7 protein-coding genes are annotated in these 7,066 nt (G+C 74.5%); 5 read left to right on the top strand and 2 right to left on the bottom strand.

The features are described from left to right. Positions 1-824, bottom strand: an 824-nt coding sequence (locus AX737_RS07355) for an MFS transporter (protein WP_156453574.1), incomplete at its 3' end; no start/stop codon positions are given. Then, complete coding sequence (locus tag AX737_RS07350) at positions 821-1,492, bottom strand: PRC-barrel domain-containing protein (RefSeq protein WP_066920236.1); 672 nt, start codon at positions 1,490-1,492, stop codon at positions 821-823. The genes AX737_RS07355 and AX737_RS07350, both read right to left, overlap by 4 nt. Positions 1,493-1,836: 344 nt before the next feature. On the opposite strand from AX737_RS07350, the gene AX737_RS07345 reads away from it, so the two are divergent. The 5 genes from AX737_RS07345 to AX737_RS07325 all read left to right on the top strand — a co-directional run. Continuing rightward, positions 1,837-2,250: a hypothetical protein gene (locus tag AX737_RS07345; RefSeq protein WP_066920232.1), complete on the top strand. Its 414-nt coding sequence runs from the start codon at positions 1,837-1,839 to the stop codon at positions 2,248-2,250. Between the two features lie 299 nt (positions 2,251-2,549). Next, positions 2,550-3,089, top strand: a complete 540-nt coding sequence (locus AX737_RS07340; RefSeq protein ID WP_066920230.1) for a GcrA family cell cycle regulator — start codon at positions 2,550-2,552, stop codon at positions 3,087-3,089. 216 nt (positions 3,090-3,305) lie between these two features. After that, complete coding sequence (locus tag AX737_RS07335; RefSeq protein ID WP_066920228.1) at positions 3,306-5,585, top strand: xanthine dehydrogenase family protein molybdopterin-binding subunit; 2,280 nt, start codon at positions 3,306-3,308, stop codon at positions 5,583-5,585. 95 nt (positions 5,586-5,680) lie between these two features. Then, a complete protein-coding gene (locus AX737_RS07330; protein WP_066920226.1) occupies positions 5,681-6,310 on the top strand; it encodes a LemA family protein in 630 nt (209 codons plus the stop codon). Between the two features lie 55 nt (positions 6,311-6,365). Continuing rightward, positions 6,366-7,066, top strand: a 701-nt coding sequence (locus AX737_RS07325; protein WP_066920238.1) for a TPM domain-containing protein, incomplete at its 3' end; no start/stop codon positions are given.

Below are 7,066 nucleotides of genomic sequence, written 5' to 3'. Positions count from 1 at the left end.
AGGAAGAACAGCGTCATGCAGGCCGCGAAGGCGAGGAGCCCGCGGTTGGTGAGCAGCGCGCGCAGGCCGCCGCTCTCGGCGGGCGCCGCGGCACCTTGCGTGCGCACGTTCGCGTCGATCTCGTCGGCGCGGATGAAGGAGAGCGCGATGATCGTCGGCAGGACCAGCGCGGCGGTGAGGTAGAAGACGGCGCCGTTCGACAGGTAGTAGCCGCAGGCGCCCATCACGGCGGCCGCGCAGGCGTTGCCCATCGCCTGGAAGCTGGCGTTGCGGCCGAGGCGCTCGCCCGCGCGGGCATGGCCGACGAGGCCGATGCTGATCGCCGCGATGGCGGGGGTGAGGATGCAGCTCGCCGCCGAGTGCGCCGCCATGGCCAGCAGCACGATGAGGAAGCTCGGCCAGACCACGAGGGCGAGCGCGCTCGCCGAGATCGCCACCACCGAGACGCCGGCCGCGAAGCGCTTGGAGCGCACCGCGTCCACGAAGGCGCCGCCGGGCACCTGCCCCAACAGGCTGACGAGGCTGCCGACCGTGAGGGCGAAGCCGATGTCGGACTGCGTCCACTGCGCCTGCGAGAAGTAGACGGCGAGGAAGGGGCCGAAGCCCGTCTGGAGGTTCGCGACGAAGAACGCGAAGGCATCGAGTCCGCGCCGGCTTCCGCGGGAGACCGCGCCGGGTGCGGGGGCGGGCTCCGGCATCGCGGACGGCGCCGGCTCGGCCGCGGCGTCCTTGAGGCGGACGGCTCGCGCACGGACCTCGTGGCGCGGCGCCTCGCGCTCGCGGTGGGGGATCACCCGTCGGTTCTTCGTCCGGACCGCCGTCACTTATCGGGCGCCTTCTCGGGCGCTGAGGGCGGCGTCTGGACGGCGGGCGCCGGCGCGGGCTGCGCCGCGGCGGAGGGCTGGGTTTGCGATTGCGGCTGCGGTTGGGCTGCCGGCTCGCCCTCGGCGGTGGCGGGACTGGCGGGGCCGAGCACCACGATCGGCTCGCCGGCCTTGTACTCGGGCGAGACGCGGACCTGGTTGCGGCTCAGCTGGAGCGAGATGCGGCCCGGCTTGCCGTCGGTGTTGAAGCGCAGCGCCCGCCAGTCGACGGCGATCTTGCGCGAGCCGACGCCGAGGAAGCCGCCGAAATCGATGATCGCGGCGCGGGGCCGGCCGTCCTTGTCGATGACGACGTCGATGATCCGGCCGAACTCGTCGCCGTTGGCGCCGCGCACGCCCTTGCCGAGCAGGCTCTCGTAGTCCTGCGTGTCGAGCACGGTGGCGGGGGTGCCCTGCTGCTGGGCCTGGGGCTGGGGGCCGGTCGGAGCCGGCACGGCCGGCGGGTTCTGCGCCGCGGGCGCCATCGGCGCTGCCGGCGGCGGGGTGGCGGGCGCCTGTGCCCCGGGCGCCTGTGAGCCGGGCGCCTGCGTGGCCGGTCCCTCGCCGCCGGGGGGCGTCTGCGCCGCGGCGACGGCCGCCCAGAGGGTGATCGTGGCGGTCGCGATCATCCGGTCGAGTCTGAACACGCGGAGGCCTCGGAGTCTCGGGGTCGTTCGGGTTGCCGGCACAACCGCGGCCGTTCCGGCGGGTTCCGGTCCGCCGGCGGTCTCGCTCTGCACGCCGACCAAGGCGAAGTTATGGATCGGCCGCCCGGCGCGGGGAGGACGCGGTCCCGGCGCGGTCCGGACGCAGGATCCGGGCCCGGCCGCAACGCCGGGCATCAAAATGCGCAGGACGATGGCGACAGATGTCCCAGGATGTCTTGGTTTTCGCGCAATCTCGGTCATAGACAGGCCGAAGCAACGATGCGGCCGCGACGACCTCGGTGCGGCCGTGATCCCGAGGATCTGCCATGTCACCGTCGCCCGTTTCCCAGGCGCAGCCGTCCCGTCTCACGCCGACGCGCGCCGCGCTGCTGGCGGCCTGCCTCGCCGCGCTCGGGGGCTGCCAGGCGCTCAGCGGCAGCGGCGGCGTGATGCCGGCCGGCGATGTCGGCCCGCCGCCCTCGCTCCGCAGCAGCCTGCCGAACCGGCCGGTGCGCAGCGCCAACATCGACGAGGATGGCCGTCCGCTCCAGACCGCGCCGACCCGCTCCCTCGACCTGCCCAAGAACGCGCGCGGCGAGGCGCGCGCCTCCGCGCAGGCGGAGCGGCGCATCCGCCGCGAGGACATCGAGGGCGGCAACGCCGCGGGCGGATCCGGCTCCGGCTCGGTCGGTCCCGCCCTGACGCCGGGCGGCGGCGTCGGCGTCGGCGGCCGCTTCTAGGGCTCCGGCCCGTCCTCCGGCCGCGGCCCGGCCATTGCCGGTGGACAGCCTCCGGAACCGGCCGCGGGCCCCGTTTCGCAACCCTTGCCTCCGCCGCGAGCCCTCTTGTAGGGTTCGGTGGTCGGCGCAGGCGAGCCGCCTTCGCCGACCATGACCACCGGCGTGCGTAGAGGTTTTCCGCACCGGTTCCGCGGGCCCGCTCGGGGCGTGCGGGCCGGAAGACGCGGCCCTTCGCGCGCTCACCCATGCCGACCGTCCCTACGGGCGGCACGCATGCGCGCAGGGCTGGGAGGGGGACGATGGAAGCGGGCCTGAGCTGGACCGATGAGCGCGTGGCGCTGCTTCGCCGCCTCTGGGAGGACGGACAGAGCGCGAGCAAGATCGCGGCCCAGCTCGGCGGCGTCACCCGCAACGCCGTGATCGGCAAGGTGCACCGGCTCGGCCTCGCCGGACGGGCCAAGCCCGGCGAGGAGGCGCAGAGCGCCGCCCGCGCGGCGCGCCCGCCCGTCGCCGAGATCGAGACCGCGATCGCCGTGGTGGAGGCCGAGGCGCCCGAGCCCGTCGCCATCGTGTCGCATCGCCCCGCGCCGGACTTCCCGCTGCCCCTGCCCACACCCGCCGCGGCCCCTGTGGCGCTCGCCGTCTCGCAGCGCGTCACGATCATGGACCTGCGGGACTCGATGTGCCGCTGGCCGCTCGGCGATCCGACCACGCCCGATTTCCGCTTCTGCGGCGCGCGCTCGATCACCGGCCTGCCCTACTGCACGCACCACGCCGAGATCGCCTACCAGCCCGCCGCCGAGCGCAAGCGCGAGCGCCGGGTCGCGGGCTTTCGCTGAGGCGGGGCGGCCCGGGATCGCGCGCGGCTCTCCCCGGCCCCGCGCCGGCCCCGCCACGCCCGGGCCGGGACCGCTCGACGGCCGGCGAAACGGCCCATCCTCCGCGGTTCTGATCCGGCCCGTCGGCGACGCGTCCGCCGATCGGGGCGCCTTGTCGCGGGGATTGTCTGGGCGCCGACCGGCCACACCTCCCGGTCTCCGACGAGGAGACCCGCCATGGCAGAACAGGACCGCTCCGCCCCCTCGGCCGACCCCGCGCTGCTCGGACGCGCCCATGTCCGCCTCGACGGCGCCGAGAAGGTCACGGGCGCCGCGCTCTACGCCTCGGACCGCCGCTTCCCGAACCGCGCGCACGCCGCCCTGGTGACCAGCGCGATCGCGCGGGGGCGCATCTCCGGGATCGACAGCGCCGTCGCGGCCGCGCGTCCCGGCGTGCTCGGCATCTTCACGCACCGGGATTTCGCCGGCGCAGTCCGGCCGGTGAAGCACCTGATGGCCGGCGGCTACGCCAACAGCTCGCACCTGCCGCTGGGCTCCGACCGGATCGCCTATGCGGGCCAGATCGTGGCCCTCGTCGTGGCCGAGACGGTCGAGGCGGCGCGGGCGGCCGCTTCCCTGGTCGCGGTGACCTGCGAGCCGGAGGCCTACGCGGCGAGCCTCGACGCGCCCGGCGCCGAGACCGTTCGGCTCGCCGACCTCAAGGCCAAGCACACCGACCCGCGCCGGGGCGATGCCGACGCGGCGCTCTTCGCGGCCGCCCACCGTGTCACGGCGCTCTACCGGACCCCCGTGCAGCACCACAACCCGATGGAGCTGTTCACCACCACCTGCATCTGGGAGGGCGAGCGCCTCGTCGTCCACGAGCCGACCCGCTACGTCGGCGCCCTGCGGCACGGGCTCGCCGAGCAGCTCGGGCTCGACCCGGGCAACGTGCGGGTGGTGTCGGGGCCGATCGGCGGGCATTTCGGCTCGAAGCTGGCGCTGTCGCAGCACACGGCGCTGGTCGCGCTCGCCGCCCGCCGGCTCGGGCGACCGGTCTCGCTGGTGCCGACGCGGCGGCAATGCTTCACCATCGCCAACCACCGCCCCGAGACGCGCCACGAGATCCATCTGGGGGCGGACCGGGCCGGCCGCTTCACCGCGCTCGTGCACGAGGCCGAGATGGGCGCCTCGCGCTTCGATCCCTTCGCCATGGAGGGCACGGACGTCACCGCGAGCCTCTACGCCTGCCCGGCGATCCGCACGGAGGAGCGCGCGGTGCGCCTCGACCGCAACACGCCGGGGCCGATGCGGGCGCCGCCGGAGGTGCCCTACCTGTTCGCGCTGGAGAGCGCGGTCGATGAGATGGCCGGCCTTCTCGGGCTCGACCCGATCGAGCTGCGGCGGCGCAACGACACCGCGACCGATCCGGTCTCGGGCAAGCCCTTCACGACGCGCCCGCTCATCCGCTGCTTCGAGGCCGGCGCCGAGGCCTTCGACTGGGGCCGGCGCCGCCAGGGGCCCGCGCGGGACGGGCCGTGGCGGATCGGCCTGGGCTGCGCGGCGGCGGTGCGCCCGGTCAAGATCGCGCCCGCTGTCATGCGGGTGGCGATCGCGCCGGACGGCACGGTCACGGTCGAGAGCGCCCACCACGAGATCGGAAACGGCATCACCACGCTGCTCGCCATGGGCGCGGCCGACTGGCTCGGCGTGCCGGCGGCGTCCGTGACGGTCCGTCTCGGCGACACGGACCTGCCGCCGGCCGGCCTCTCGGGTGGCTCCTCCACCACCACGAGCCTGATGAGCGCGCTCGATCAGGCCTGCCGCGCGCTGCGCGGGCGGCTCGCGGCCGGCGTGGCGGCGGAGGGCGGGGCGCTCGCGGGTTGCGATCCGGCCGCGGTCCGGCTCGCGGGCGGCGCCCTCTCCACGCCGGACGGCCGCGCGGTGGCGCTCGGCCGGGCGGTCGCCGGCCTCGACCCCGCCGGGATCGAGACCGTCGCGGAGTTCGTGCCGGAGGGTGGCGGGCCGGACGACCTCGCGGCCGTGCGGGCCGGCCACATCGCGCTGAGCGCGGGCGGCGCCGCCCTGTCCTGGGCCTTCGGCGCGCAGTTCGCGGAGGTGCGGGTGCACGAGGAGACGGGCGAGATTCGCGTCGCCCGGCTCACGGGAGCCTTTGCGGCGGGCCGGGTGCTCAACCCGCTCACCGCGCGGAGCCAGCTCACCGGCGGCATGATCTGGGGCCTGGGCTCGGCGCTGCTCGAGGAGACGCTGGTGGACCGCGGCACCTATCCGAACGCCGATCTCGCCGAGTATCTCGTCGCCACGGCGGCGGACGTGCCGCCGCTGGTCGAGGCGATCCTCGTGCGCGACGACGACGCGGGCGTGAACGCGCTCGGCGTGAAGGGCCTGGGCGAGCTCGGCATCATCGGCGTCAACGCGGCGATCGCCAACGCCCTCCACCACGCCACCGGCCGTCGCCTGCGCCGCCTCCCGATCCGCTGCGAGGACCTGCTCTGAGCCCCGAAGGCCGGCCCGCGGCCCTGGATCCGCGGCGGCCGCGCCTATCTAGAGGGTGCGGCAAAGTGGCTGCCGCGGTGTCGAGGAAGCGTGGAATGCCGTCGATCCAGGGTACCGTCGGGCCGACCTCCGTGGCGGCGCGGCTCGCGAGCGCGCTCGCGATGCTCGTGCTGGCGGTCTGCCTCTCCGGCTGCGGGGCCATCAACCGCGTGCCGACCCTGGAGGAGCAGGCCAAGGCGTCCTGGAGCGAGGTGCAGAACCAGTACCAGCGCCGTGCCGATCTGATCCCGAACCTCGTCGAGACGGTGAAGGGCTACGCCCAACAGGAGAAGGACGTGCTGACGGGCGTCACCGAGGCGCGCGCCAAGGCCTCCAGCGTCAAGGTCGATGCCTCGACGGTGAGCGACCCACAGAAGCTGAAGGAATTCCAGGACGCGCAGAACCAGCTCTCCGGCGCGCTCGGTCGCCTGCTCGTCACCGTCGAGCGCTACCCGGACCTGAAGTCGAACCAGAACTTCCTGGCGCTCCAATCCCAGCTCGAGGGCACCGAGAACCGCATCGCGGTGGCGCGCCGCGACTACAACGGGGCGGTCCAGGCCTACAACACCGAGATCCGCACGATTCCCGGCCGCTGGATCGCGAGCGTCTTCTACCCCGAGGCCAAGCCGATGGAGACCTTCACGGCGACGCCGAACGCCGAGCGGCCGCCGAACGTGAAGTTCTAGGCCCGCGACCGGCGTGCCGTACGCCTCATGCAGTCCCAGCCGTCGGCTCGCGGCCCTGCTCGGGGCGGTCGCCCTCGCGCTCGCCGCCCTCGTCCTCGCCGCCCTGCCCGTCGGGGCGGCCGAACTGACCTTTCCCGAACTCGGCGGCCGCGTGGTCGATGCCGCGCGCGTCATCCCGGACGAGAGCCGCGCCGCGCTGGAAGCGCGCTTGAAGGCCTACGAGGAGAAGACCTCCGATCAGGTCGTGGTGGCGACCGTGCCGAGCCTGCAGGGCACCACGGTCGAGGATTTCGCCAACCGCCTGTTCCGGCACTGGAAGCTCGGGCAGGCGAAGACCGACAACGGCGTGCTGCTCCTCGTCGCGCCGAGCGAGCGCAAGGTGCGCATCGAGGTCGGCTACGGGCTCGAAGGGTCGCTCACCGACGCGCTCTCCCGGGTGATCATCGCGAGCGCGATCACGCCGCGCTTCAAGCAGGGCGATTACGCGGGCGGCATCGCGGCCGGAATCGACGGGATCCTGTCGATCCTCTCCAAGGATGCGGACGAGTGGCAGCGCAAACCGCAGGTGCGCGAGGATCAGGTCGATCCGACTCAGGTGGCGCTCTTCATCGCGCTGTTCCTCGTCGTCCTGTGGGTGGTCTGGCGCACGAACCGGGGCGGCCGGCGCGGCGGCATCGTGGTGCTGCCCGGCCCCGTGGGCGGCGGCTGGAGCGGGGGCACCTGGGGCGACGGCGGCGGATCGGGTGGGTTCGGGGG

This window comes from Methylobacterium sp. CCH5-D2 (assembly GCF_001556475.1).
Classification (GTDB): domain Bacteria; phylum Pseudomonadota; class Alphaproteobacteria; order Rhizobiales; family Beijerinckiaceae; genus Methylobacterium; species Methylobacterium hispanicum.
This window is presented reverse-complemented; position numbering and strand designations above follow the sequence as displayed.

What these genes read in the sequence shown, in the direction of transcription:
- AX737_RS07340 (WP_066920230.1), top strand. Translation starts at nt 2,550, where the DNA reads ATGGAAGCGGGCCTGAGCTGGACCGATGAGCGCGTGGCGCTGCTTCGC.
- AX737_RS07350 (WP_066920236.1), bottom strand. Translation starts at nt 1,492, where the DNA reads ATGATCGCGACCGCCACGATCACCCTCTGGGCGGCCGTCGCCGCGGCG.
- AX737_RS07335 (WP_066920228.1), top strand. Translation starts at nt 3,306, where the DNA reads ATGGCAGAACAGGACCGCTCCGCCCCCTCGGCCGACCCCGCGCTGCTC.
- AX737_RS07345 (WP_066920232.1), top strand. Translation starts at nt 1,837, where the DNA reads ATGTCACCGTCGCCCGTTTCCCAGGCGCAGCCGTCCCGTCTCACGCCG.
- AX737_RS07330 (WP_066920226.1), top strand. Translation starts at nt 5,681, where the DNA reads ATGCCGTCGATCCAGGGTACCGTCGGGCCGACCTCCGTGGCGGCGCGG.